The 24,834-nt window shown below is 45.2% G+C and carries 20 protein-coding genes; 14 read left to right on the top strand and 6 right to left on the bottom strand.

What is annotated here, in order from left to right; genetic code table 11:
* Positions 1-84 precede the first annotated feature (84 nt).
* From AB4Z08_RS14520 to AB4Z08_RS14495, 6 genes are all read left to right on the top strand, one after another.
* Positions 85-1,221: a glycosyltransferase family 4 protein gene (locus AB4Z08_RS14520; RefSeq protein ID WP_441574471.1), complete on the top strand. Its 1,137-nt coding sequence runs from the start codon at positions 85-87 to the stop codon at positions 1,219-1,221.
* A 16-nt stretch (positions 1,222-1,237) separates the two neighbouring features.
* On the top strand, positions 1,238-1,804 hold the full coding sequence (locus AB4Z08_RS14515; protein WP_441574470.1) for an L-threonylcarbamoyladenylate synthase: 567 nt from the start codon (positions 1,238-1,240) through the stop codon (positions 1,802-1,804).
* Positions 1,805-1,873: 69 nt separating this feature from the next.
* Entirely contained in the window at positions 1,874-3,310 is a 1,437-nt protein-coding gene (locus tag AB4Z08_RS14510) for a CCA tRNA nucleotidyltransferase (protein WP_441574469.1), read from the top strand.
* Positions 3,311-3,412: 102 nt separating this feature from the next.
* Positions 3,413-3,991, top strand: coding sequence for an IS1096 element passenger TnpR family protein (locus AB4Z08_RS14505; RefSeq protein ID WP_441574468.1), 579 nt, complete (start codon positions 3,413-3,415; stop codon positions 3,989-3,991).
* 127 nt (positions 3,992-4,118) lie between these two features.
* Positions 4,119-5,021, top strand: coding sequence for a tRNA (adenosine(37)-N6)-dimethylallyltransferase MiaA (gene miaA, locus AB4Z08_RS14500; RefSeq protein ID WP_441574467.1), 903 nt, complete (start codon positions 4,119-4,121; stop codon positions 5,019-5,021).
* A gap of 214 nt (positions 5,022-5,235) precedes the next feature.
* Positions 5,236-7,602 (top strand): ABC transporter permease, encoded by a 2,367-nt coding sequence (locus tag AB4Z08_RS14495; RefSeq protein WP_441574466.1) that lies wholly within the window; start codon positions 5,236-5,238, stop codon positions 7,600-7,602.
* 75 nt (positions 7,603-7,677) lie between these two features.
* Here AB4Z08_RS14495 and AB4Z08_RS14490 read toward each other — a convergent pair whose 3' ends face one another.
* Both AB4Z08_RS14490 and AB4Z08_RS14485 read right to left on the bottom strand, forming a co-directional pair.
* Entirely contained in the window at positions 7,678-9,231 is a 1,554-nt protein-coding gene (locus AB4Z08_RS14490) for an OmpP1/FadL family transporter (protein WP_441574465.1), read from the bottom strand.
* A 158-nt stretch (positions 9,232-9,389) separates the two neighbouring features.
* Positions 9,390-10,433 (bottom strand): hypothetical protein, encoded by a 1,044-nt coding sequence (locus tag AB4Z08_RS14485; protein ID WP_441574464.1) that lies wholly within the window; start codon positions 10,431-10,433, stop codon positions 9,390-9,392.
* A gap of 283 nt (positions 10,434-10,716) precedes the next feature.
* Between AB4Z08_RS14485 and proS the strand changes: the two genes are divergently transcribed.
* From proS to AB4Z08_RS14470, 3 genes are all read left to right on the top strand, one after another.
* Positions 10,717-12,192, top strand: coding sequence for a proline--tRNA ligase (gene proS / locus AB4Z08_RS14480; protein WP_441574463.1), 1,476 nt, complete (start codon positions 10,717-10,719; stop codon positions 12,190-12,192).
* A gap of 150 nt (positions 12,193-12,342) precedes the next feature.
* A complete protein-coding gene (locus AB4Z08_RS14475; protein ID WP_441574462.1) occupies positions 12,343-15,270 on the top strand; it encodes a two-component regulator propeller domain-containing protein in 2,928 nt (975 codons plus the stop codon).
* Positions 15,267-16,028, top strand: coding sequence for a LytR/AlgR family response regulator transcription factor (locus tag AB4Z08_RS14470; protein WP_441574461.1), 762 nt, complete (start codon positions 15,267-15,269; stop codon positions 16,026-16,028). Before AB4Z08_RS14475 ends, AB4Z08_RS14470 begins: the two co-directional genes overlap by 4 nt.
* A gap of 385 nt (positions 16,029-16,413) precedes the next feature.
* Here the strand turns inward: AB4Z08_RS14470 and AB4Z08_RS14465 are convergent, their stop codons facing one another.
* Positions 16,414-17,988 carry a trypsin-like peptidase domain-containing protein gene (locus AB4Z08_RS14465; RefSeq protein ID WP_441574460.1) on the bottom strand — a complete coding sequence of 525 codons (1,575 nt, stop codon included), beginning with the start codon at positions 17,986-17,988 and terminating at the stop codon, positions 16,414-16,416.
* Positions 17,989-18,366: 378 nt separating this feature from the next.
* Positions 18,367-19,365 (bottom strand): acyl-CoA reductase, encoded by a 999-nt coding sequence (locus AB4Z08_RS14460; protein WP_441574459.1) that lies wholly within the window; start codon positions 19,363-19,365, stop codon positions 18,367-18,369.
* Between the two features lie 95 nt (positions 19,366-19,460).
* Here AB4Z08_RS14460 and AB4Z08_RS14455 point away from each other — a divergent pair, with 95 nt between their 5' ends.
* From AB4Z08_RS14455 to AB4Z08_RS14440, 4 genes are all read left to right on the top strand, one after another.
* Positions 19,461-19,808 (top strand): 4Fe-4S dicluster domain-containing protein, encoded by a 348-nt coding sequence (locus AB4Z08_RS14455; protein WP_441574458.1) that lies wholly within the window; start codon positions 19,461-19,463, stop codon positions 19,806-19,808.
* 148 nt (positions 19,809-19,956) lie between these two features.
* Positions 19,957-20,943 carry a D-alanine--D-alanine ligase gene (locus AB4Z08_RS14450; RefSeq protein ID WP_441574457.1) on the top strand — a complete coding sequence of 329 codons (987 nt, stop codon included), beginning with the start codon at positions 19,957-19,959 and terminating at the stop codon, positions 20,941-20,943.
* Between the two features lie 26 nt (positions 20,944-20,969).
* Entirely contained in the window at positions 20,970-21,788 is an 819-nt protein-coding gene (locus AB4Z08_RS14445) for a PASTA domain-containing protein (RefSeq protein ID WP_441574456.1), read from the top strand.
* A gap of 39 nt (positions 21,789-21,827) precedes the next feature.
* Entirely contained in the window at positions 21,828-22,133 is a 306-nt protein-coding gene (locus AB4Z08_RS14440) for a rhodanese-like domain-containing protein (RefSeq protein WP_441574455.1), read from the top strand.
* A 103-nt stretch (positions 22,134-22,236) separates the two neighbouring features.
* Here the strand turns inward: AB4Z08_RS14440 and AB4Z08_RS14435 are convergent, their stop codons facing one another.
* Together AB4Z08_RS14435 and AB4Z08_RS14430 are read right to left on the bottom strand one after the other, a co-directional pair.
* The gene (locus tag AB4Z08_RS14435) at positions 22,237-22,629 is read right to left on the bottom strand and encodes a RidA family protein (protein WP_441574454.1); all 393 of its coding nucleotides are present in this window, start codon (positions 22,627-22,629) and stop codon (positions 22,237-22,239) included.
* A 49-nt stretch (positions 22,630-22,678) separates the two neighbouring features.
* Complete coding sequence (locus AB4Z08_RS14430; RefSeq protein ID WP_441574453.1) at positions 22,679-23,881, bottom strand: hypothetical protein; 1,203 nt, start codon at positions 23,879-23,881, stop codon at positions 22,679-22,681.
* Between the two features lie 174 nt (positions 23,882-24,055).
* Between AB4Z08_RS14430 and AB4Z08_RS14425 the strand changes: the two genes are divergently transcribed.
* Positions 24,056-24,814 (top strand): hypothetical protein, encoded by a 759-nt coding sequence (locus tag AB4Z08_RS14425; RefSeq protein ID WP_441574452.1) that lies wholly within the window; start codon positions 24,056-24,058, stop codon positions 24,812-24,814.
* Positions 24,815-24,834: the final 20 nt, after the last annotated feature.

Below are 24,834 nucleotides of genomic sequence, written 5' to 3'. Positions count from 1 at the left end.
GAATTACGGATTTGTATAAGATAATAACGGGTATTCTCCCTACAAATCCGTAATTCATAATTCGTAATTCGTAATTTTGACCCCATGAAAATAGGATTCGATGCCAAGCGCGCGTTCCAGAATGACACAGGTTTAGGGAACTATAGCCGTACCCTTATATCATCTCTCGTAAAGGATTTTCCGGAAGATGAGTACTACTTGTTTGCCCCTAAGCAAACGCCCATGTACGACCTGAGTGCTATGCCGGAACTACAGGTAGTGTTGCCTGGAAAGCAGCTGCATCGCTGGCTTAAATCGGCCTGGCGCAGCCGTTTTGTGGTGAAGGACCTGTTGCGTTATCAGATCTATCTTTACCATGGCCTCAGCCACGAGTTACCTTTTGGCATCCATAAAAGCGGTATCCGTTCTGTGGTGACCATGCATGACCTTATTTTTGAAAGATACCCTGAGCAATACAACTGGATAGATGTGCTTACCTATCGCCGCAAGGCCCGTTATGCTTGTAAGTATGCAGATAGGGTGGTGGCCATCAGCGAGCAAACAAAGCAGGACCTGATCAATTATTACCAGACGCCTGCCGATAAAATAGCGGTGGTATACCAAAGCTGTGATCCCGCTTTTGGCGTTACCTGGGCGGATGATGAAATTGCGGCTATAGGCGCTAAATACCAGCTACCTTCCCAATATTTTCTGTATGTAGGCTCGCTGATTGAGCGTAAAAACCTGTTGGGCATCGTAACGGCCATGAATACACTAAAAGGATCGATGGACCTGCCATTGGTAGTGCTGGGCAATGGCAGTGGTTATAAAAAGAAAGTAAAGGATTACCTGGCGGCCAATGGTCTCACACAACAGGTGATCTTTCTGAATGAGCATGTGCGCCTGGAAAACAGGGAGCTGCCCGGACTATACCAGGGCGCGATGGCACTGATCTATCCATCCATTTTCGAAGGCTTTGGTATTCCTATCCTGGAGGCATTGTGGAGCCGTACCCCGGTTATTACCTCCCATGGCTCCTGTTTTGCAGAAACAGCAGGAGATGCAGCCCTGTACGTAGATCCCCTGGATCCCCGCACCATTGCCCATGCGATGAAACAGGTGGTGGATAACCCCTCGCTGGTAAAACAGATGCAGGAAAAGGGCTGGCAGCATGCACAACATTTTACACCGGAAAAATGCGCAGCGGCCATGATGAAAGTATACAAACAACTAAATAACTAAATAACAACATACCGAAATGTTTGAAGATGATATCAGTGCGGCGATGCCGGTGCTGCGCAATGGTGGGCTGATCCTTTATCCAACAGATACAATCTGGGGCATTGGCTGCGATGCTACCAATGAAGCAGCAGTGCAGAAAGTTTTTGACCTGAAAAAGCGGAGTGAAAGCAAAAGCCTGGTAATATTATTGGCAGATGTGAAGGACCTGTTGCATTTTATCGCCAATCCCCGGCCTGATATCGCGGATATTATTGCCGGGTTCACCCGTCCTACAACCGTGATTTATGAAGGCGCGCTGGGCCTGGCCCCCAATGTCATCAGCGAAGACGGCAGCATCGCCATCCGTATTGTAAAAGATCCTTTTTGCCGCCATCTGATAAAAAGGCTGCGTAAACCATTGGTGTCTACCTCTGCCAATATCAGCGGAGCAGCTTCTCCCGCCCGCTTCTCCGATGTAACGGACGATATCCGGAATGGTGTGGATTATATCGTGAAACACAGGCAGGAAGAAGCTGCCAACAGCATCGCATCCAGGATCATCCGGATAAACAAAGACGGATCAATAGCGATAATCCGGGATTAAAAACGTTTATTTATTACATTTGCGCCCTGGTTTCAGCGAAAGGAATAAATTTAACAGGAATATTTTAATATGATCAGCAGCAAGCCGTTGGACATACCCTGCTCCCTGCAGGAAAGAAAAGTGCTGGAAAAGATAGCATTAGCAGCCCACGAATTGGGGGTGCCTGCCTATCTGATCGGTGGCTTTGTGCGGGATAAACTGTTGGGAAGGAAAACAAAAGACATGGACATTGTGTGTGTAGGTGATGGTATTGCCCTCGCACATAAAGTCGCAGAAAGCTTAGGCAACAACATTCCCGTTAGTTTCTTTAAAACTTATGGTACTGCTCAGGTAAAATGGAATGAGCTGGAAATGGAATTTGTGGGCGCGCGCAAAGAAAGCTACCGCCAGGAATCACGTAATCCGGAAGTATCTGCAGGTTCCCTGCAGGACGACCAGAACCGCCGTGATTTTACCATCAATGCCATGGCTATCAGCCTGAAAGATGCAGATTATGGCTCCCTGCTCGATCCATTCGACGGACTGGCCGATCTTGATAAGAAAATTATCCGTACCCCACTGGCGCCGGCACAAACTTTCAGTGATGATCCACTGCGCATGATGCGCGCTATCCGCTTCGCATCACAGCTGCAATTCACCATCGAAGCCTCCGCCTTTGCGGCCATTCAGGAAAATGCAGAACGCATCCGTATCATTTCCCAGGAAAGAATTACCGATGAGTTTAATAAAATTATGCTCTCGCCAAAACCCTCTGTAGGACTGGATCTTTTATACAAGGCCGGCCTGCTCAAAATCATTTTTCCCCAAATGATTGATATGGTGGGCGTAGAGATGAACGAAGGGAAGGGGCACAAAGATAATTTTTATCATACCTTGCAGGTAGTAGATAATATCTCGGCAAATACCCGGGATCTGTGGCTCCGCTGGTCCGCTTTATTACACGATATTGGCAAACCAGCAACCAAAAAATTTGAACCGGGTCATGGCTGGACTTTTCATGGCCACGATGCGGTAGGAGGTAAAATGGTGCAACGTATTTTTACCCGGATGAAATTACCATTGAGTGATAAAATGAAATTGGTAAAGAAACTGGTAGAACTACACCTGCGACCCATTAGTCTCACTAAAGAGAACATAACAGACTCGGCTATCCGCAGATTACTCTTCGATGCCGGAGATGATATAGAAGGACTCATGATGCTTTGTGAAGCGGATATTACCTCAAAAAACAAAGCCAAGGTAAAACGTTACCTGGAAAATTTTGAACTGGTACGCAGGCGGTTGAAAGAAGTAGAGGAGAGCGACCGGATCCGCAACTGGCAGCCACCCGTAACCGGCGAAATGATCATGGAAACATTTGGGCTGAAACCCGGCAGGATCGTAGGTGACCTGAAAAGCGCCATCAGAGAAGCCATCCTGGATGGCGAAATCCCAAATACTTACGATGCAGCTTATGCTTTTTTATTGGAAAAAGCCGGCGCATTGAATCTAAGCCCGGTTAAATAAAATTGGTAATTTTACATAACCATAATAAGTATTCACTAGCATTTAGAACCTACCGCTAACTGCGGCCTGTTTAAACATTACATAACTTATAACCTTTTTGTCATGCCGGTTTTGAAATTCAGAGTTTACTGGGAAGAAGATGAAAGTGTCTACAGAGACATTGCCATTAAGCCGAATCAGACGTTTTTAGTATTTCACCAAGCAATTTTGCAAGCATTCGAATTTGATTCAAAACATAAGGCTACCTTTTTCCGTAGCAACGATAACTGGCAACGCGGCCGGGAAATTATCCTGGAAGCCGATAACCAGCCACGTAAAGCAGAACCCCTGCTCATGGCCGATACGGTGATAGCTGCTGCTGTAAAAGATCCTAATCAGAAATTTATCTACCTCTACGACTTCGCCAAAAACTGGTCTTTCCTGGTAGAACTGATCGGCGTGTCAAAAGACGAAAACAGTAAAATAGTATATCCTGCCTGCGTACGTAAAGAAGGTCTCGCACCCAGTCAATATGGCACCAAAGGCCTCGTTGGCGACAAGCTCGTGGAAATGGAGGAAAAATATGACCTCAACAAAGAAGGTATGGATGCAGACGGATTTGGAGAAGAAGGAGAAGAAAGTGATGCGCTGGGCGGCGATGGCGCTGAAGAATTCGGCACCGAAGAAGATAATAGCTTTTAAAATAAATACGAATTTCAAATTTCAAATTACGGATTTGCGGATAGATAACAGCGGATGATCTTCGCTTTACCATCTAGCCACAAATCCGTAATTCGTAATTTGAAATTCGTAATTCTACAACTCGTTTATGCAAAAAACTGTCATCATTATCGCAGGGCCTACAGCGTCAGGTAAAACAGCGTTGTCCGTTCAACTCGCACAACTGTTCCATACAGCTGTTATCTCTGCGGATTCCAGGCAATGCTACCGCGAAATCAGTATCGGTACCGCAAAGCCTTCCCCGGAAGAACTGGCGGCGGTACCACACTATTTTATTGACTCACACAGTATCCAGGAAGAAGTAAATGCCGGCGTCTACGAAAAACTTGCCCTGGGATATACAGCCGATATATTTAAAAACAATGACATCGCCGTGATGTGCGGAGGTACCGGCCTCTATATCAGGGCTTTTGCGGATGGTATCGATGATATGCCCGCTATCGCCCCAGGTATCCGTACACACCTCAATGAACAATTTGCCCTTCACGGCCTGCCCTGGCTACAACAACAGCTACAGGAACGCGACCCCGGATTTTATGCTACCGCCGAAACCCAGAACCCTCAACGACTGATCCGTGCCCTGGAAGTATTGGATGCCACCGGACAGTCAATCACCACTTTTCGCAGTGCTACCCGCTCGCAGCGCGATTTCAATATCATTAAAATAGGAATTACCCCTCCAAAAGAAATACTACATCAACGCATCCACCAACGGGTAGACCATATGGTACATGCCGGCCTGGTAGAAGAAGTCAGATCCGTTATCCGTTACCGCGAACACAACGCATTGCGCACCGTTGGCTACCAGGAAATTTTCAGCTTCCTGGATGGATACATCTCTCTGGATCAGGCCATAGATGATATTAAAACACATACCCGCCAATACGCAAAAAGACAATTGACCTGGTTCCGGAAAGATCCCGCTTTTCAATGGTTCGATCCTCGTGATGATGAAGAGATCATCAGTTATGTACAGCAACAGCTGCTGTAAAGGGCATGCCCCGTGAGATGTTTTCAATATCAGAAAATTTACTGCTGTACCCCTCTCTCCAAAATATAAATACGGACAGTTGCTGTGCTGAAACCGGACATTTATATTTAACCTGCTATATATAAATAATTTATTTTTATAGAGATGCTATCATGGCATTTTGTTCGCTGCTGGAATCTTTTTACAGCAGCTTCGCCCATGCAAACTTCCGCTTATGTTGAAAAATTACCTGAAAATCGCCTGGCGCCACCTCATAAAAAACAGGCGCTTTACTATCCTGAATCTCATAGGTCTATCTACCGGTCTCGCCTGTACGTTGCTCATCTATCTATGGGTACATGACGAATGGTCATTTGATCATTTTCACAAAAATGATTACCGGCTCTTTCAGGTAATGGAAAACAAACCACATGAAAAAGGGATCACTACCTCCGCCGAAACCCCGGCATTACTGGGAGAAACCCTTGCCACAACGATGCCGGAAGTGGAATACGCGGTGGTAAGTACACCACCTTCCTGGTTCCCTAAAGTAGCCGTGTCGGCAGGAGATAAAAACGGCAAGGCAGCCGGCATCTTTGCAGGGAAAGACTATCTCCGCGTTTTTTCATATCCGTTGATCGCTGGAAATCCGCAACAGGTACTGCAGGATAAAAATGGTATCGTGATTTCTGCCAGGCTGGCAAAGGAGCTTTTTCGCGATGGAGACAATGCAGTCGGCAAAACCATTAGCTGGCAGTTCGATCTCGTCAAAAAAAGCAGTATTGTCACCGGCGTTTTTAAAGAAACACCCGCTAATTCTTCCATACAATTCGATTTTATATTGCCATTTGATGCCTTTAAAGATATTATGGGAATAACGGGAATGGATCCACAGGGGCCCTTCCTGACCTATCTCGTGATGAAAGAAGGCACCCATATTCCTGCCTTCAATGCGAAGTTGAGCAGTTTCATGACCAACATCACCAAAGGGGCTACCACTCCACGAAATATGTTCCTGCAGCATTACAGCGATAACTACCTGTATGGTAATTATGAAAATGGAGTAGCTGTTGGTGGTCGCATCAGTTACGTAAAATTATTTTCTCTGATCGCACTCTTTATTATCCTGATTGCAGCCATCAACTTCGTAAATCTCTCCACGGCCAAAGCCGCCGGCAGAATGAAGGAAATGGGCATCCGCAAAGCGGTGGGCGCCAATCGTATTTCACTGATCGGGCAATATCTCAGTGAGTCAATGTTGCTCGCCTTTTTGTCACTGATCATTGCTTTGATAATGGTAATGGTGCTGTTACCGCATTTCAACCAGCTTACCGGTAAAACGCTGACATTGGATATGAGTCCTGCATTGCTTCTCGGCATATTGGCTATCACATTGATCACAGGCCTGCTGGCAGGCAGCTATCCGGCATTATATCTTTCAGGCTTTAGTCCGTTAACTGTGCTGAAAGGGAAGATGCAGCAGGCCACGGGCCAGCTGCTGGCACGCAAAGGGTTGGTGATATTTCAGTTTACATTATCGGTTATATTTATGGTAGCCGTGATAACCGTATACCGTCAAATAGCTTATGTGCAATCACAAAAAACCGGTTACGATAAGGATAACGTGGTATACTTTGACGCAGAAGGAAAAGTACCGGAAAGCATGCCCGCCTTTTTAGCTGCCGTGAAGAGAATACCCGGCGTAGTAAATGCCTCCGGCATGGTAGGAAATGTGCTGGGCGCGCCTTCTATGGGCTATAACTGGAAGGGGAGAGGTACGGTGGAAACTATCCTGTGCCGCCCTTTGATGGTAAACTATGACATGATCGAAACACTGGGCATTGAAATGGCCGCTGGCCGCCCGTTTTCCCGCGATTTTGGTACAGACAATACAAAAATAATTTTCAATGAAGCCGCTATTAAAGCCCTGGGGATTGCAGATCCTGTAGGGAAAGTGATTGAGTTTAATGGTGTAAAGACGGAGATAGCCGGCGTGGTGAAGAATTTCCATTTTCAGTCGCTGCATGAAAACATTAAACCATTGTTTTTTATGCTGGATTTTCGCAACACTACGGTAATGGTAAAAATAAAAGCAGGTCAAACGAAGGCTGTGCTGGCGCAGTTGGCGGCTTTTTATAATACTTATAACCCTGGCTTTACATTCGACTATAAATTTCTGGATGATGATTACCAGGCCCAATACACGGCAGAGAAAAGGGTAGCGGCGCTATCTGAATATTTCACCGCACTGGCAGTGCTGATCTCCTGCCTTGGACTGTTCGGACTAGCCGCCTTTACCGCCGAAAGCAAGCGTAAAGAAATCAGTATCCGTAAAGTATTAGGTGCTACCGCTGCTAATGTAGTAATGATGCTTTCACGACAATTCCTGCGCGCAGTGTTGATCGCCGTATTGATAGGGTTGCCGCTGGCCTGGTATTGCATGGATCGCTGGCTGAGTAGCTTCGCTTATCATATTCGTTTAGGCGCTGACGTATTTTTAGTGGTGGGTGCTGCAATGCTGTTGATCACCTTGGCAACAGTGAGTTTTCAGGCAGTACGTGCGGCATTGGAAAACCCGGTAAAGAGTTTGAAGATGGAGTAGCAATCCGATAAGTCCATATAAAAAAAACGTCCGGATGTAATTACATCCGGACGTTTTTTTTATATGGATGAGCGTTTAGAATTTGAATCCTAAAGTCAGTACAATATTACTTCTGGTATAATCCAGTGTAGCCGCTTTAGGCGTCATTGCTGCGCTGGTTACAACCGTGTAAGGCTGGTATCTGTCGTTACCCTGTGTATAGCTATAGGTAGCATCCGCATAAAAACCTTTATTACGGAAACCAACACCACCGCTATAAACTTTACGGGAAGCATCTACACCTGCGTTATAGCCATCATTGCTGTAAGGATTGCCATATGCTGCAAAACCTAATCTTACTGCATACATGGCCTGGAATTTAACTTCGGCGCCTGCATGAATATTGGAAGTAGACTTATAAATGGAGCTGATATTACCATTCAGGCTATTTTGTGTTTTTCTGTCATCGCTCATTTTAAACTTACCGGAAGCCTGGTTTACAAATTCGTAATCAGCCGTAATAAAACCTTGTGTGGTTTTAGGTGCTGACAGATCACCAAAGAAGTAGGAGGCGCCGGCAGCAGCACGCAAAGGTGCAGTATAGCTATAATCGTATTCTACCGGATATCCTTTCGTTTGATCCAGAGAGTATGCCGGTTGTTCGCCTTTATCATTTTCTACATCTGAGAAAAGTTCTGAGGTGTAGCTATCATGAATAGAATACCAGGTAGGTGTAACGAAAGTACCACCTAATCTGAAGTGATCAGATATTTTGTACAGAATACCCAGTTTAGCGCCAAATCCGAGACCGGTGCGTTTCAGGTATTTGTTGTAATCCATGTATTTAAAATTGTTGTTGGTAATGCCGGTAGCATCATCTTCTGACCAGTTGAGCGTTTCTTTATAGTTAATGCTGGGCAGGTTAAGACTACCACCGATATAAAGACGATTACCATAGTTACCACCCACCGCAAAAGTATATTCATTCAGTCCACCTTCTGTTTTCAGCGTGCCTCTCTGTTGTATGCCGGCAAGGTTACCTATTTGTCTGGATGGAGAAGCAAGTGTCATCAGTTCCTTATTACCGGTGGTTGGCTGATAATCAGCAAACAGTCCGGTAACATTGGCCAGGTCACTACCCAGTGCGAGGGTAGAGCCGCCGGCATCAAAAAAGTCATCCACCCATACATCGCTCAGCGAGGATTTATTATTGCGTCCTGCGATGRTGATTTCGTTGTTATAATTGGCGAGGCGCTCCATTCCCAATGAAAAGGTGATGTTATTCCAGGTGCTGGCTCCATCGTTTTTATTAGTCGCCATCACTACACCAATAGAAGGCATCTGGAAATTAGAGCGGGAGCCTTTATTATCAAGCTGATTATTACCAAGGTAATTGGACGTGAATTGAGAGATGCCTACACCACCTGAGATGTGAAACTCACCGGTTTTAAAGATGGCAATACCTGCCGGGTTAATATGTGCCGATGAATAATCTCCTCCAAGGCCCACACCTGTACCACCCAGTGCCTGGGTTCTTGCAGTACCATGAGGTTGCATGGGGGAGTAAAGTAGAGCGTCGTTGGAACTTTGGGCCATGGCTGTTACAGATATAAACAAGCCGCCTAAAAGAGGATAAAGTCTTTTAATCATGATCTGTATACTTAAAAATGAGATTTGCTTGCAGGCTATTCTAGTGATGCTAACGTGTTCTGCAATATGTTGTATAACGGTTATGTGGGCAAAACCTTGTATGAAGATAAAAAATAAGCGTAGGTTTTTAGGCTACGCTTATCTTGTCAATGTTTTTATTAACGGCCACCTCTGGAAGGACGACTGTATCCGCCGCCACCGCCACCACTTCCACCGCTGCTGCGACCACCACCAGAACTGGGGCTGGGGGTATAGCTAGGTGCAGGAGAAGGAGCTGGTCTGCTGTATTCTACACGTTGCGGACGGGAATAACCACCGTTATTACTTCCGCTGTTGCTGTTGTCTTGATAGGTAGGTCTGGTCACTGGTCTTTCAGAGCTGGACTGCTGGAATACCCGGCGTGGTCTGTCTCCGGATCCGCTGCCTGGGTTTACGGTACCACCATTACCACCATTTGCCGGCTGGAAAGTACCGGTCCTGTTAGGACGGCTATATCCACCACCACCGCTGGCGCCACCGCCGCTGTTGGTATAATTGGCTCTTGGTACTCTTTCTCCATTGCCTCTTACAGCACCATAGGAGTTGGAAGGACGGCTGATGTAATGACCGCCACCATAGTAACCGCCATGTCCATAGTATCCGCCACCGCCATAATAGCCACCACCATAGTATGGATAGTAGTAGGAAGGCCAGTAGCTGCCTATGTAGGGATATCCCCATCCACCACCGTAGAAACCGGAGTTCCATGGGCTATAGAAACCACCCATGCCCCAACCGATACCAAGGCTCAGGGAAGGACCATAGAAACTGCTGTATGGGCTGTAACCCATGCCAAATCCACCGTATCCCATGCCATAGCTATTCATATACAGACTGGATGCTGCATTATATCCATCCCAGTAATCACCGGAATAGTTGCTGCCACCATTGCCAAATCTGTTCAGACGACGTTGATAATCTCCCTGATCTTCATCCTGGTAAGTCACATAGTTGCCACCGTCCGTTTGATCTCCTTCCACATAGTTTGCATCGTTTTCATCCTGCTTGCTATTACCGTTCGAACCATTGTTGGAGGCATAGGTACGCTGCTGCTGACGCGGAGAATAATATACATCATCCGGAGTCTGAGCCGTTTTATAGGTACTGGAACACGCTCCCAGTGCGAGCGATGCGGCCAGTCCAATGTATAATATAGGCTTCATTTGAAATATGTTTTAAGCGTGATTCGTATAGTAAATTTACTCCTTTTTAACGGATTTAACGGGAAGAAAGTTACAATAACATAGTCGAGGTTATATTATTTTATGATAACTGTTTGCACAGTTATGTTTTTCATCTATGTTTGTGACATTTTCTTCTTACATATAGTGACAAAAACTAAGCCAATTCAGCCTTCAGCAGCCGGATGGGGTATTTAATTTTGACACGACAAATTGAAACGAAAGAAACTTAAAACTAACGATATATAAATAAGGTATAATTTTTATGAGTAAAGAGATTACAGCCCGTTCGGAAGACTATTCAAAATGGTATAATGACCTGGTATTGAAAGGCGGCCTGGCAGATTATTCCGCAGTAAAAGGATGTATGGTGATAAAACCATACGGATTTGCATTGTGGGAAGCCATGCGCGATGTATTGGATCGCAAATTCAAAGAAACCGGCCACCAGAATGCGTACTTCCCGCTGTTCATCCCTAAAAGCTTTCTGAGCAAAGAAGCTGCCCACATTGAAGGATTCGCCAAAGAATGCGCCGTAGTAACCCACTATCGCCTGAAAAATGATCCCGATGGCGGCGGCGTGATCGTTGACCCGGAAGCTAAATTAGCTGAGGAACTCATCGTTCGCCCTACTTCCGAAACAATTATCTGGAATACATATAAAGACTGGATACAGTCGTACCGCGACTTACCGCTTCTGATCAACCAGTGGGCAAACGTAGTGCGTTGGGAAATGCGTACCCGCCTGTTTCTCCGCACCACCGAATTCCTCTGGCAGGAAGGACATACCGCACACGCTACTGCTGCTGAAGCCATCGCAGAAACAGAACAGATGCTGAACATCTATGCTGACTTCGCCGAAAACTTCATGGCTGTTCCTGTGGTACGCGGCATCAAATCCGCCAGCGAAAGATTCGCCGGCGCAGTAGAAACCTATTGCGTGGAAGCAATGATGCAGGATGGTAAAGCCTTACAGGCAGGAACCTCTCACTTCCTCGGTCAGAATTTTGCGAAAGCATTTGATGTACAATTCTCCAATAAGGAAAATAAACTGGACTATGTATGGGCTACCTCATGGGGCGTTTCTACCCGCCTTATCGGTGCACTGATCATGGTTCACAGCGATGACGAAGGACTGGTAATGCCACCTAAAATTGCACCTATACAGGTCGTGATCGTGCCTATCTATAAAGGCCCCGATCAGAAAGCTGGTCTCGATGAAAAAGTAAACGTCATCGTAAAAGAATTGAGAAGCGCCGGCATCAGCGTGAAATATGATGATTCCGACAACAACCGCCCAGGCTGGAAATTTGCAGAATACGAAATGAAAGGCGTACCTGTTCGTATAGCCATTGGCGCGAGAGATCTCGAAAACAACGTGGCAGAAGTTACCCGCCGCGATACCAAAGAAAAAATGAGCCTGTCACTGGATGGTTTACCCACCCGCATTCAGGAACTGCTGGAAGAAATACAGCTCAACCTCTTTAACAAGGCGAAAGCTTACCGCGACAGTCACATTACCCGTGTAGACACTTTTGAAGAATTTGAAAAAGTACTGGATGAAAAAGGCGGCTTTATTGCTGCACACTGGGATGGGACTGCCGAAACAGAAGAAAAAATAAAAGACCGTACAAAAGCTACTATACGCTGCATCCCGCTCGATAATCCGCAGGAAGCCGGTACTTGTATTCTGACAGGTAAGCCGTCTAAAGAAAGGGTGTTGTTCGCAAGAGCATACTAGAAAAGAATTACGAATTAAAAATTACGAATTATGGATTGGTGCGGAAGGCAAACGAGCAAGTTTTCCGCTAACATCTGCTCACAAATCCGTAATTCGTAATTTTTAATTCGTAATTTTTTTACGATAAACCATTAAAATGATCCGATGCCCTTGAACCGTTACATAATGTTATGGGGGTTGGTCTTCTTTTGCACTGTTACAACAACCCTGGCCCAGGGGCTGATGATCCGTAACTACAATGTGAAGGACGGACTGGCCAACGCCACTGTTTATGCTGCTGTGCAGGATAAAGACGGTTTCATATGGTTTGCTACTCCTACCGGTGTCAGTAAATTTGACGGAAAACGATTTCGCAACTACGCCAAAAAAGATGGCCTCACCGACAATGACGTCGTAAAACTGGCCGCCGACTCCCAGGGCAGGGTATGGTTTTTTACCCTCAATGGAAAACCTTCTTTCTACGATAAATCAATTATACATAGTGAAGAAAACGATACCTCTCTCATCTTCAACAGTCGTAGCCACTACATGCAATACGCTTTTGAAGGTAAAAAAGGAGTGGTCTGGTTCCTCAATACAAACAACCGCCTTGTTCAATACAACGGCAAAAAAACAATTTACGATAAACTTGGTGCTGCCGGTGCAGACCTGTTTTTCCTGATGCGTAATGATAGTCTCTTTCATCCGCTACAGGCCTCTTTTCACCTCGACAATCTGAAAGATCCCAGTAATCCTGACCAGAAAATATTTCCCGTTTGCCCGTTCCCGTTAGATGACCCTGCCTTGCGCAGCCGTGTGAACGACAATGCCATCGTTATTATCCGCAATACCATCTATTCCTATACTGCTAAAGATGCCGTGTGCTTTTTTAATGGCGCAGAATGGGGGATTCATGACGATATCAATCATATGTGCATTGATAATGACAACCTGTGGGTAGGTACCCAGCGTGCATTGTATTTCCTCAAAGGGTTTTTTAAAGGAGAAAGAAGAACGATCAAACTGCTGGACAACCACTACATTACCTCCCTGCTGAAAGACAGAGATGGTAATATCTGGATTACCACTTTTGGCGATGGCGTATATAATATCCCCTACAAAAATTTTTATTTCAGCTATCTCGATAATACCAACGGGCTGTCCTCACATTCTATTTTTAGCATCAGCAAGGATAAGAAGAACGACCTGTTACTGATCGGACAAAATGCGGGTATCCTCAATATGATGGATAGGAATAACCGCATCAGTACACAGTTTACCCTCGATACTACTTCCGGCCGTAACAGCGTACTGGCTATTTTACCGCATAAAGATGATCACGTACTGATAGGCACCGACAACGGATTGTATGATTTTAATACGCTCACGCATAAATCATCTCTCCTGAAAGCGGTAAAAATGCTGAAGGATGTGGATGTGTCGCCTGCCGGCAAAATCAGGCTGGCCGCCAAAAATCAGGTGATTGCCCTGGATGATTATTTCATCGGGGAGCTGGACGTGCTGGCAACTTCCATCGCCTGCATCAATGATTCTGCCTACTATGTAGGTACTAATGCCGGCCTGTATTTCTGTACAGACGGGAAACGGCAACTATTGCCAGCCGGGGCAGACACCCTGCGCAAAGTAAGCATTAAAGACCTGAAATGGATAGATGGGGCCCTGTGGATTGGCACCAGCGATCAGGGGATTTATGTGATGCAGCATGACGCCATCGTGAAACACCTGTGGACTGCCAATAACCTGGCCAGCGATATTTGCCAGCAGCTCTACTACGATGGGATTGGCCACCTGTATGTGGCTACCAACCGCGGCGTATCGGTGATTGATGTGAAAACACAGTCCATTATCCGTAATATCACTTCGAACGACGGACTCATGTCCGACGATATCCGTGGCGTATATTCAGACAATGACATCCTGTACATCGCCACTTCCAATGGGCTGTGCTATTTCAATGCAGATCATATTCCGGTAGATACTATTCCACCAGTCATCTACCTGAATAATATCCGCTATGGTGACAGTACTTTTCTGCCAGCCAATAGTTTTGTGCACCTGTATAAAAGAAAGGCTTCTTTTGAAGCGGAATTTGGAACCATCGTTTTTGATCTGCCGGAGATGGTAGAGTACCAATATAATTTTTCGGGAGATACCACTAACGGCTGGGTAACCACCATGTCGAACATCATACCGTTCCCTGATTTACAACCAGGTAGTTATAAGTTGCTGGTAAGAGCCCGCAAATATAAGAGCGATTGGTCCAGGGCCCTAAACATGGAGGTGGATATCCTGCCCAGATGGTATCAGCAGTGGTGGGCAAGGGGGATTCTGCTGTTGGCAGCATTATTGATGATACTGGTGGGCCTGCGTTACATTATCAGGCGTATTAAGCAGGCAGAGAAGCGAAAAACGGAATATAACCGGCGCATCGCGGAATTGGAAGCCAAAGCGCTCACCAACCAGATGAATCCGCATTTTATTTTCAATTCGCTGAACTCGGTTCAGCATCTCATCCTGGAAAAAGAGGAGAAACAAGCCCTTAACTTCCTGGCGGATTTTGCTACCCTGATGCGGCAAATGCTCAACAATTCCCGGAAATCATATATTTCACTGGAAGAAGAAATCGCCTTTCTGACCCGATACCTGGAGTTGGAAAAGATCCGGTTTGCCCATTCCTTTACCTATCATTTCATCCTGGAGGATGCTTTGAAAGAGTATACCATCTACATTCCGCCCATGATTATTCAGCCGATCGTAGAAAACGCCATTAAACACGGGCTGGCCCCCAAGAATATCAGCGGTTATTTAGAAATAAGATTGGAAATGGTGGATGATCTCTTATATTGTTCCGTAGATGATGATGGAATAGGCTGGGATAAGTCAAATAGCATTAAAAGTTCAAGGCTCATTAAACACGAGTCTACTGCACTTAGCGTGATTAAAGAGCGCTTGCAGATTATAAAATCTTTTAATGGAAGTGTTGGAAAGTTAGAAATTATTGATAAATTTAAATCTGGTTTCGGCAATAAGGAAGGTACCTTAGTTGAAATACTGATTCCCATTGTTAAGATGTTATGAGTAATATAAAAGCTGCCATTGTAGACGATGAAGTCCGCAACATTCATATTTTACGCAACATACTGGAGAACTACTGCAAAGATGTAACGGTTGTCGGTGAAGCGCAAAATATCAATGAGGCGGCAGAAATGATTAAGAATAACCCCATTGATGTTCTGTTTCTTGATATTGAGATGCCACCACACAATGGGTTTCAGCTATTGGAGATGTTTCCGGTGCTGAATTTCGAAGTCATTTTTATCACCGCGTTTCAGGAGTATGCACTGCAGGCCATTAAATTTGCCGCATTGGACTACCTGTTGAAACCAATCAAGGTGAGTGAGGTAGAAGACGCCCTTGAAAAGGTAAAAAAGAGCAAGAAGGGCCGGCTCAACGAATTGGCATCTATCCTGAAAGATTATGTCAAAAACAACGATAATGCCTTCTCAAAGATCGTTATTCCAGTCAATGACGGGTATAATGTGATTGATCTGAAGGATATTATCTATTGTGAGGCATTTGATAGCTATACCAAAATTCAGCTGATCAGCAACGTTTCTCATCTCATTTCAAAATCACTGAAAGAGTATGAGGAAATGCTCTCGGATAAAGGATTCTATCGGGTACATAAGTCTTTCCTCATTAATATTCATCACATTGTAAAGATCATCAAGGGCCTGGGAACAGCCGTGGTGATGAGTGATCAGAAGAATATTCCTATCTCTTCCCGCAAAAAGGATGAATTCTTCACCCAGCTGAAAGGGGTGATCAATCTGTAAGACAATACGTTCGTAACATATTTAAAACAGGTCAGGCTTCTCTTGGAGTGTCTGGCCTGTTTTTTTTATGGGCAGATAAGCCATAAAACCAGCCCGGCATTAGGTAAAACGAGGGACCAACCGTGGAATAACCACCATTTCTACCTGCACTTAACATGCATTTTTAAGCATTCGCTAACCCATTCCCGGCTTTCACGGATTAGTGGGGAGTAGTATCATATACTTATATTATTTTCATAATAGGTTTTCATAGATAGCTGACTGCATGATACGCCTTTCCAGGCAACGCATGTATGACTTAATGGAAAAGTCCCGTCCCGGGCTTACCTGCCTGGGAACGGGACTTTTTTTTGAAGACCTATAAAACGATCTTGCTGGCAGCAGATCAGAGATTCTCGCTTCCTGTACCAGTGGTAATATTGTAATAATAGACACTGCTACCTTTTTCAGGATAGAAGCCTATCAGTTTGAGTGTCTTTTGTTTTTCCACTGCGCTGCTCAGCGCATCTACTGAGGTTACCGGCGTATTACCGGCTTTCAGGATCACAAAGCCCGGCGCCATAGACGTTTGTTTTTTCAGGATACCGTTGCCGATATCATTCACTACTACGCCTCCGTTAACACCCAGTCTGGCTGCTTCATCCCTGTCCAGTTCAGATAAATCTGCCCCCAGACGATCCAGTGTAGTCACTTTTACCAGGTCAGTATTGCCTTTCAGGTTTTTCAGGATCACATTTTCCGCGGTTACTTCTTTATTGTCGCGCAGATAGGTTAATGAAATCTTGTCACCTGGTTTATAACGGGCTACCTGCTCGCTGAGCTGGGACGTAGTCGGGATTTTCACACCGTTTACAGCAGTGATCACATCACCGGCACGCAGTCCGGCTATAGAGGCAGAGCTGTTAGGCAATACTTCTGTTACCTGCACCCCGTTTACATCTCTTTTGATACCTGCATCTTTCAGCTGCTCATCGCTCATATTGCCAATGAGGGAAGACGGAGCGTATTTAACGCCGAGGTAAGCTCTTTGCACGTTACCATATTTCAGGATATCGTTCACTACCTTTTTGATCAGGTTCACCGGAATTGCGTAAGAATAGCCTGCATAGGAGCCCGTAGGAGACGCAATAGCGGAGTTGATACCCACCAGTTCACCAGCGGTATTTACCAGCGCACCGCCACTGTTACCCTGGTTTACAGCGGCATCGGTTTGGATGAATGATTCGATCGCACTGTTTATTTTGCCACCACTTCTGTTTATACCAATAGAACGGGATTTCGCACTCACAATACCTGCGGTGACCGTGGCGTCCAGGTTCAGTGGATAACCTACTGCCAGCACCCATTGACCTATTTCCACGTTGTCGGAGTTACCGTAAATGAGGTAAGGAAGGCCGGATGCTTCTATTTTAATGACTGCCAGGTCGGTGCTGGGATCCGTACCTACCAGTTTTGCTTTGAAAGTTTTGTTGGAGTTACTGAGGGATACACTGATTTCATCCGCATCGGCAATAACGTGGTTGTTAGTCACAATAAACCCATCGGCAGAAATCAGTACGCCGGAACCGGAAGCCATCTGGCCGGGAACATAATACCTGCGGCCATCACCGCTGCCATTGAATTCATCTCCAAAAAATTCATCTCCAAAAAGGTCCTGCAGGATACTGCGTTTTCTTTGCAGGTTATTGCCATTCGTGACCTGACGGGGGTTAATCTTTGTTTTGATGTGTACTACACCCGGAACGACTGCTTTCGCTGCTGTGGTGAAGTCTGATGGGGGAGTCGCGTTTGCATTGCCCTCTGTGCCTGGCATGTAGCGTGCATAGTTTACGGGAACTTCAGTACCATTCTGGAAAACCATTGGCTGCCCTGGCTGGATATATTTGCCATACACAAATATGGAGGCAGCGGCAGTTACAGCACTGATAACAACAGTTGTAACGATTTGCTTGAATTTCATATTATAGTGTGTTTGCGTGATAATTAATAAGATAATAACGCCGGGATATGATCAATTTACATGCCCTTACTACAAATTTAATTCGCGGGGAGAATGAAACGCAACAGGGCTGATTTACTTTAACACATTTTTATCGTAATCGTTAAACGCGGCTTAATATCCCACTGACAAGCCTGTCAGCTTGTATGTCAATATAACAAGTAAATGCGACAATTTGTTAGTATCGCCTTCGGCGCTTGTCTTTAAGCAGGATTAGATTGATTATACTGACTTTTGCTGTCTGATTTCGGAAGATTAACCTTAGATAATAATCTTGAAAATCAGTATAATCAATCTAATCCTGCTTAAAGACAAAGGCCTTCCGCCTTCCCTTCTGCCCTACAGTTCCAGTAAAAAACGCATGGTATCTATTCCATCTGCATAGTCGCTGAGGGAAGGCTGTTGAGCATAACCGAAAGGGGTAAAGGATTGACCTACCAGGCATTGCACTGCTTCTTCACCGGAAAGTTCCTGTTGCAGTTGGGCCATATCTATATAATTACTGTAGTGTAATACGCTGATAGGGGAAAACAGGGAGGTGTTTTCCTGTAACAGTATACTACCGTTGGTCATATATGGGTTGGCGTTGAGCAGCAACAGGGCGAGGTTATAGTCGTAATTGTTCTTGTATTTATGGTGATCTGCCAGGTAGTTGTATTTCTCCAGTGCTTTGAGGAGAGGTACAAAATCATAGTTTACCGGTACATATACTTTGGTAACGTTTCTGCAGCCTAATCCGAAGTACAGCATAATATCATCTGCCAGTGCAGATAGCTCGGCTGGTGTTTCCTTTCCGGTGAGTATGGCAGCAGAAGTGCGGTTGCGGCGGATAATGTGCGGATATTTGGCAAAGTAGTAATGAAAATACCGGGCAGAGTTGTTGCTGCCGGTGGCAATATAGGCATCACAATGCTTCAGCATATCCTGTATTTCGGTTTGGCGGGCCTGCTCAGGATACCATTCACCGATCTTTTCCAGGATATGTTTCATCAGGATCTCATCTTTACCGGAAAGTTTCATTTTTACCTGATGGCCACTTACAAACCCGCAAAGCCAGTCGTGGAAGCCTACCAGCGGTATATTGCCGGCAGACACAATGCCTACTGTTTTGGGCGTCCGTGTTTCCCCGGCTTTGGGATAATTGGCTAACCACTGCTGAAGAGGGGCAGGAGAGAGGAAATATTGGGAGATATTATCCAGTGCGTTGTCGATAAAAGAGGGAATAAACCATCCATTTGCAATATAAGCACGCTCTTTTACTGCTTCCAATTCCGGACTTTTATCCGCCAGATACTGCCCCAGGCGCACCAAAGCGGCTTCTTTTTCTGCTATGTTCATGAAACTGTATAAATAATTGACTTAATTAAACCGGGAAAATTTTATTTTTGTCACACAAAATTAATGGCTTACTACTTAACCAAAAAGTTTACACTATGGCAATTAAGATAACAGACGAATGTATAAACTGTGGCGCCTGCGAACCAGAATGCCCCAACAATGCGATATATGAAGGCGGTGTAGAGTGGGCCCTGGCCGATGGTACCACTGTAAAAGGCTCCTATACATTGATGGACGGTAGTGTAATGGATGCTGACCAGCGCAATGCACCTGTCAGCGTAGATACCTACTATATTGTTCCCAACAAATGTACAGAATGCCAGGGATTTCATGAAGAACCGCAATGTGCTGCTGTTTGCCCGGTAGATTGTTGCGTTCCGGACGAAATGTACCAGGAAACAGTGGATGAGCTGATGGGTAAGAAAGCAAAACTGCACGTTTAAAATATTCTAAAGGAAGCTTAAAAAACCGTTCCCGCCTTGGCGGAGACGGTTTTTTTTATGTAATTTGAACGCCGGCAACCGGAAGGACTGCGGCTCTTGTCAATTAACAAATAACCTTTAACTTTACCCGCTTATTGTAAAATATCTTATGAAGAAGAACATAGCTTTAGTAGCCGGTGGATATTCCGGGGAATATGTGATATCAGTGCAGAGTGCCGTAACAATTGAAAATAATCTGGATAGCAGTAAATATAATGTTTACAAGGTTATCATCACCAAAGAGAGCTGGAGCCATACCGGTGCAGATGGGCAAGTGACGGAAGTGGATAAAAATGATTTTACCTTAACCATCAATGGAAATAAAATCACTTTTGACGCGGTATTTATTGGCATCCACGGTACTCCGGGTGAAGATGGCCGTTTACAGGGATATTTTGAAATGCTTGGTATTCCTTTCACCAGCTGTGGCATGGTAACTTCTGCATTGACTTTCAATAAAAGTTATTGTAACAAGGTAGTAGCGGCCCTGCAAATCGTGAATGTATCCAAATCAGTGCATATTTTCCGTAATCAGCCATATAATACAGCAGAAATACTGCAGCAGCTGCGTTTACCCGTATTCGTGAAACCGGCAGAAGGCGGCAGTAGTATTGGTATGTCAAAGGTAAAGACCGCGGAAGAGTTGCAGCCAGCCATAGATAAGGCTTTCAACGAAGATACCCAGATACTGATAGAAGAATTTATAAAAGGCAGGGAACTGACCATGGGCCTGTACCGTTCCAATGGCGCCATTACCACATTGCCTATCACAGAAGTGGTGAGCAGCAAGGAATTTTTCGATTACGAAGCGAAATATACCCCAGGTGTATCCAATGAGATAACTCCGGCACCCATCACCACCGATGTTGCCAGGCAGGTACAGGAAGCATCTGTTGCGTTATATAATAAGTTGAACTGTAAAGGAATAGTACGTGCCGACTTTATATATGAAGAAGAGAGCGGAAAATTATATTTCCTGGAGATAAATACAATGCCCGGACAATCTGAAAACAGCCTGGTACCACAGCAGGTGAGGGCTGCAGGTAAAACCCTGCAGGAATTTTATGGCCTGCTTTTGGAAGAGAGCATGAAATAAGGATTATCACACTTAATATAATTATCGTGTTCGACTTTATTACCAAACGTTCATTTGGATTTAATCTGTTAGTTGTTATCGCTTTGTTTTTTGCGCTGGCCCTGCTTTTCTTTTCGATGCTGGGCTTTATCACCAAACACGGACAACAGCTGACTGTACCGGATGTACACGGAAAAAATGTAAAGGAAGCTATTGCCCTGCTGGAAAAAGCCGGTTTTGAAGCAGATGTAAGGGATTCCATTTATGTGGATTCCATCCCGGCCCTGGCTGTATATGCGCAAACGCCAGATAAAGGTGCACAGGTGAAGGTGGGCAGAACGATTTATCTCACTGTCAATAAAATGGTGGCGCCTATGGTGAAGATGCCGGATCTGGAAGGATTGACTTTCCGTAGCGCTGAAATGATGCTGAAAAGCATGCGCCTCAATGTGGGGGATACGATTTACAGACCTGATATTGCCACCAATGCCGTATTACAGCAGCTATTAAACGGTAAAAAGATAAAAGCAGGTACCCTGGTAGCAGAAGGTAGCAATATTACCCTGATACTTGGCAGTGGTACCGGTAATGTAGAGAATCCGGTGCCTAGCTTCATAGGATTGACTTATGCTGAAGCCCGTGAAATACTGAGCGCCAGCAGCCTCAATGCAGGTACAGTCATCATTGACCCGAGCGTAAAAGACACCGCAAATGCTTATATTATTAAGCAGGTGCCTACCCGCAGGAATGAGATTGGCGACTTTAATATGGTGAGAGCAGGGGAAAGCGTAGACTTCTGGCTATCTGCTACCAAACCGGTAACAGACAGCACAGCTGCTGCTCCCAAGCCTGTTGAACAGGAATAACTGAAAATGATGTAATTTGATTTTAAATTCTTTATAACTATGCAAAACATTACAGCAGAAGAGCTGAAACAGCGTATAGACAACGGCGAAGAGCTTTATATATTAGATGTGAGAGAGCCGCATGAGCGTGCAGAGTTCAACATTGGCGGTACACATATTCCATTGGGTTTTGTACAGCAGATGCAGGTAGATGAAATCGAAGAGTGGAAAGAAAAAGAAATCATCGTTTATTGCCGCAGTGGTAACCGCAGTGGTCAGGCTTGTATGTTGCTGGACTCTATGGGCTTCAGCAATACCAAAAACCTGGTAGGTGGTATGCTGAAATGGACAGAACTGTATAAATAAGCGCAAAGCATAAAGCTAAAAGCATAAAGCTATTGAAGCGAATGATCACAACAACGTACTATCCGCTGTGATCATTCGCTTCAATAGCTTTATGCTTTTAGCCTTACGCCTTCTGCTCTATAATAGCGGTCGCTTCTATTTCCACCAGGTAGCGCGGATCGATTAGTTTACTTACTTCTACCATAGTGGTGGCGGGTTTAATGCTTTTGAAAAATTCTCCATGTGCCCGGCCATATTCCTCCCATCTTGATATATCCGTTACAAACATGCGGGTGCGTACCACATCATGCAAGGTAGCACCGGCATTGATGAGTGCAGATTCTATTTTGGCCAGCGCAAACCTGGTTTGTTCGTAGGCATCGCCTTCTGCTACTACTTTGTCGTTGTCTGTTGCCACGGTGCCGGATACTTCAATGATATTGCCCACTCTCACTGCCCGGGAATAGCCTACTTTACTTTCCCACATGGCCCCGGAGGAATAATTGGTGCGTTTCATACGTATTTTTTAAAGAGATGAGGAGATGTACAAATCTACAACAATTGCGTTAGTGCGTGGTGGTGCTGTCATTTGGCGGTGCCGCTGTTCGGAACTTCACCAGTTTGCCCAGCAAATCAAACCAGAAAGGTGCGCCGAGTGATATGGCGAGGGCTGTAATACACCAGCCGGCAAAGATGAGTCCACCGTTTTGCTGGAAAGGGTGGGTATAACCACAGCGCATTATTTTATGTCCACTGCTGCTGTCGGTGATGCATGCCCTGCTGATGCCCAGCACATTCCTGGCATCGCCGGCATCGTTGCGCAGCATAGCGTATACACCTATCAGCGAGGTATCGTTCACGAATACACGAAGTGAAGTATCTGTGCGATAAAAGGCACTGTCTTTATGTAATACATTTTTGCGTATAAGCGTATCCGTTATAGCTGTATAGGCAGGCGCACGGCTGGTGGCCAGTTGCACCATCTCTGTTCTTACATTTTTGTCTTTCATCAGGATACGTGCAATGGCAATGGAATCCACATTGAATAAAGCCGCGATGCCGATGCCTATGCATAAAAGCCAGGTTTGGGTTTGTTTACGGTACCAGCCACTGGCGCGGGTCATGGTTTCATTGAACCAGCTTTCCATGTTGATGCGGAATGCTTTGACATCGTGCCGGGCATCTTCAAAGAGCTGTAGCAGGTGCTCCTGTACTGTAGGGGCCAGGTGTAGGTAGTTGTGCGTCAGTGCAGCTTTGATAGCTTGTGCATCCGTGAGTTTGGGAGCTTGTTCTGTCTGCTGGTCCCCCGTCTCCTGGTAGGGTAATGTTTGTTTTGCACCTGCCTGTTCTTTGGGCAATGCCTGCCGGGTCCTGGAACTGTTCCGTAACAGGTGCACCATCGTTTGTGAAAAAATCTGCGGACTGATATACGCCGGCCTTGCAGCAGCGCTGTTCTCCCCCAGGTTACGGATGGAAGGGGCGGTATAGAATTTTTTAAGAAAAGGGCTTCTGCGGAAAGGCTCAAAAAAATAGACAACACTCCAGCCCAGCTCATAGAACCAGTTAAAGAAGGTAAACTTTCCGAACCAGCCGAGGTCTTCACTGTGATCATCATCTTCCAGCATCCGGCGTAAACCTTTGGTGAGCAAACGTGCCCGGGAATTGAATATCCGGGCCACCAGTTCCTGTACTACAGAGGCCAGCAAACTATACAGCAGGTAAATAAAAATAAGGCCAAGGGCCACATCTATGGCCAGGTTACTAAACATAAGGATAGGTATTAAGTTGACATATATACATAAAAATATGTTATTATTACTAAGTTAGGGAGTCACTACGCAATGTATTTGTGAACTCACCGTTATGTTTTATTATATCTGCAGATCGCTGCAGAAAAGAGAAAAACATTTAATACATTATATATTTGCGCATATTTTGATCATATGAAATTGAAACATTTATCCCTGTGTTTCGCGATGGCAGCCGCTTGCAGCGCCTCGGCACAGATAAAGTACAGGGACACAGAGAAGAAGCCAACTTTAATAGCTTACGACAGCAGTATTGCTTTTCAGCACCTTTCGGCGGATATTGCCCAGCTCACACTGGTAGGTCAGGAGATCACCTTTTTAAAACTGAACCCTAAACGTTTGGTGAGAAATAAGGAAGATAGTCTGCTGGATAATATAAAAGTGAAAGCGGTAGTGGAGGTGCCTTATAAAAGTGTACTTAAAGGCGGCCATTTTTATACCCCTTATAAAGCGGTAGAAAATAAAACGTTCCGGATTGTTGACTACGACCGTAAAACACTGGATGGTGGTACGCCCACGCTGATATTTACGCTGCGTGATGAGGAACGTAAACTCCTGCTTTTCCAGGTGCCTGCGGAAAACCTGGCTAATACACCGGTTATTATCAATGGCAACTATGAGTGGCTGAAGCGGCAGTATGTAGGCAAACAATTACATCTCCGGAAAGATAATCGTAAAACAGAAAATGTACTGGATGACAACAAAGAAATTACGCTGCATAAAGCAGACGTTTTTTCCTGTACGGATATCGCAGTTATTTTTGCGGGTAAACAAAAGTACGGGCAACCTTTCCTGATCGTAAAAAATAGCGAGAACGTAGAACTGGCTATTGGCGTGGGAAGTAAGAGTGAATACGCACACGGACCATTGGTCGATGAGTTCGAGCTGCAATAGAGCGTAAGGCAGAAAGCTAA

Origin of the sequence: Chitinophaga sp. RAB17 (genome assembly GCF_052114225.1) — a bacterium.
Classification (GTDB): Bacteria; Bacteroidota; Bacteroidia; order Chitinophagales; family Chitinophagaceae; genus Chitinophaga.
The sequence above is the reverse complement of the archived record's forward strand: the minus strand, read 5'-3'. Positions and strand labels throughout refer to the sequence as shown.